The sequence below is a fragment of the Mariprofundus micogutta genome (assembly GCF_001895085.1).
GTDB lineage: Bacteria > Pseudomonadota > Zetaproteobacteria > Mariprofundales > Mariprofundaceae > Mariprofundus > Mariprofundus micogutta.
Genome location: NZ_BDFD01000043.1, coordinates 1 through 2,632, shown reverse-complemented (window position 1 = coordinate 2,632; position 2,632 = coordinate 1). Strand labels below are relative to the sequence as shown.

Genomic DNA, 2,632 nt, shown 5'->3' with positions numbered 1-2,632 from the left:
AATGTGCTTCATGGCCTGAGTTCTCCGTTCTGTGAATTTGCTGTCTGGATAACTACAAATTTACCATAATCGTTGGGAATTCAGGCCTGTTTTCTTGCTGCTAATTCCTTAACCGGACAGCAGTGATTGAAGGATTAAAGCGGACGGATCAGGTAACAGTTCTACGCGAACTGCCTTTTGGTATCGGATCACCCTGGCAGGATGAATTTTCCGATATATCCGAGCAACGTTTGCTGAGGCTGGGGATCTTCAGTGAGGCTGTGGTGGCTGCTCCGAATGAACAAGGCGTGGTCCAAGTACGCATTAAAGAACGCTGGTCACTGTGGCTGCTGCCACAGGCAACACGCAAGGATAATGGCGTCTCATCAGCATCAGTTGTGCTGGATGAGTACAATCTCTGGGGCTTGAATCATCATGCCAGACTGGCTTATAAGCGAGAAACAGGTAAAAACTTTTCTGGCAATAATGGCTCCTCATATGAAGCATCGTATGACTGGCGCAGGGTTGCAGATTCAAAACTTGGAATATCGCTTAGTGGTAGCTGGGGTCAATCGGCATTTGAGACATATGATCTGGGGTTGCAAACGGCTCAGTATATAACGACAGGCAGGAGCGCTGCTGTTGTTGTTACCTATGCGCTGGGGGATGTGCCGGGAGAAGGGTGGAGTTTTCGCGGAGGGTTTTCCGGTTCGAATGCGTCATATCGATTCGTTTCAGGCATTCCCCAATCTAATGTGGTTGGCAATCGTATAAGGTCAGTATTGGCAGGCTTGAGTTATAGCATGATCAATGATCGCATTACCTGGTTATCAGGAAGTTCGTTTGATTATGCTATGTCGGCGGCTCACCGCAGTCTTGGTTCGACCATAAACACCTATAGCCATACTGCTTCGTGGCGAAATTATTATGCATTCTCCGGCCAGCACACGCTTAATCTGCGCCTTAATGGTGGTTTGATGACAGGTGATGTGCTGCGCAGTGGCTTGTTCGACATTGGTAATCGCAATGGATTTCGCGGTTATTACCCGGGTGAATTGCAGGGGACGCATTATCTCTATGGGACGATTGAAGGGCGCTTCCCAATCAGGCCGGACTCCAACTTCCAGTTGGTGACGTTTACGGATCTGGGAAAAATCGGTGGTAAAGCAGGCTCATCGGTCACCAGAGGGCTGGCTGTCGGCTCGGGAGCCGGATTCCGCTGGACAATGCGTTGGCTGGTCAAAGGGACAATTCGAGGCGATGTTGCATATGGTTTTGCCAGTAAGCGCTGGCGCTTTTATTTGGGTACAGGCCAGGCCTTTTGAATCAGAAGGCATACAAATAGAATCTAATCTATTACGGTTGGTTTTTTCATGGAGGGGCAATCGTGAAGAGAACAGCTATCTATCCCGGCACATTTGATCCGATTACGCTGGGCCACGTGGATGTGGTTAAGCGCGGTTTGAAGATGTTTGATCGCGTCGTGGTAGGGGTGGCCGATAATCCTGACAAGAGTCCGATGTTTGATGTAAGCACACGTGTGGCGATGGTTGAAGAGACGTTTAAAGATGAGCCGGATGTTCAGGCTGTACGATTCTCGGGACTACTGGTGAATCTGGCACATGAGCAGAAGGGTGATGCAATCCTGCGTGGTTTACGGGCAGCATCTGATTTTGAATATGAGTTTCAGATGGCAACCATGAATCGCAGGCTGGATGAGCGCATTGAAACCGTCTTTGTCATGGCGCGTGAAGATTATACTTTTGTATCTTCCCGCTTTATTCGTGAAATATCGAGCATGGGCGGTGATGTTTCCGAACTTGTACCTCCTGTGGTAATTCCTTATTTAGCAACAAAATAATGCCCGAATAATCTTCTTGCCCTGCCTGAATGGGGCCACCTATATGATGGAAACAATGGGTAAATTTAATTAGTGCTTGAGTTCATTAGCATGATCGTTATGATGCGCCACCCTTGCCGGCATAGCTCAGTTGGTAGAGCAGCTGATTTGTAATCAGCAGGTCACGGGTTCGACTCCTGTTGCCGGCTCCAGTTTAACCGCATTATTGATGCGCATTTGACAGTGCGTATGAAAGGTGCATAATCGCGCGCCCTTTTGGGCTGACCTGCTTTTGCAGGGAAGGCTTGGTGGGGCGTGTAGTATGGAGAGGTTCCCGAGTGGCTAAAGGGGGCAGACTGTAAATCTGCTGGCTCAGCCTACGTTGGTTCGAATCCAGCCCTCTCCACCAGTTTGCTGAAGATGCTCCCCTGAGCTTCTTCGGGTATGCGGGTGTGGTACAATGGTAGCACCTCAGCCTTCCAAGCTGATGACGCGGGTTCGATTCCCGCCACCCGCTCCAATCTGCCTTTGTGGCATTGGAGTTTGGCCCAGGTAGCTCAGGGGTAGAGCACATCCTTGGTAAGGATGAGGTCGCGAGTTCAATTCTCGCTCTGGGCTCCAGTTGGTTTTGATGAAAATCTGCTTGCAGGGATTCATCGTAGTATTGAAATATGTAGGAGAATGCAATGGCAAAGGAAAAGTTTGAACGTACCAAGCCGCATGTAAACATTGGTACCATTGGTCACGTTGACCATGGTAAAACCACGTTGACCGCTGCGATCACCAAAGTTCTGTCTGAGACAGGTGGTGCTG

3 protein-coding genes and 4 tRNA genes are annotated in these 2,632 nt (G+C 49.3%); all 7 read left to right on the top strand.

Annotated features, from left to right (window positions below; translation table 11 throughout):
* The first annotated feature begins 122 nt into the window (after positions 1-122).
* The gene (locus MMIC_RS12310; RefSeq protein ID WP_072660764.1) at positions 123-1,304 is read left to right on the top strand and encodes a BamA/TamA family outer membrane protein; all 1,182 of its coding nucleotides are present in this window, start codon (positions 123-125) and stop codon (positions 1,302-1,304) included.
* A 62-nt stretch (positions 1,305-1,366) separates the two neighbouring features.
* On the top strand, positions 1,367-1,840 hold the full coding sequence (coaD, locus tag MMIC_RS12305) for a pantetheine-phosphate adenylyltransferase (RefSeq protein ID WP_072660763.1): 474 nt from the start codon (positions 1,367-1,369) through the stop codon (positions 1,838-1,840).
* A gap of 115 nt (positions 1,841-1,955) precedes the next feature.
* Positions 1,956-2,031, top strand: a tRNA-Thr gene (locus MMIC_RS12300).
* A 112-nt stretch (positions 2,032-2,143) separates the two neighbouring features.
* Positions 2,144-2,228 (top strand) — tRNA-Tyr (locus MMIC_RS12295).
* Positions 2,229-2,265: 37 nt separating this feature from the next.
* Positions 2,266-2,339, top strand: a tRNA-Gly gene (locus MMIC_RS12290).
* Positions 2,340-2,365: 26 nt separating this feature from the next.
* Positions 2,366-2,440: transfer RNA gene (locus tag MMIC_RS12285), tRNA-Thr, on the top strand.
* 65 nt (positions 2,441-2,505) lie between these two features.
* On the top strand, positions 2,506-2,632 hold a 127-nt coding region (locus MMIC_RS12280), incomplete at its 3' end, for a GTP-binding protein (RefSeq protein ID WP_227819388.1).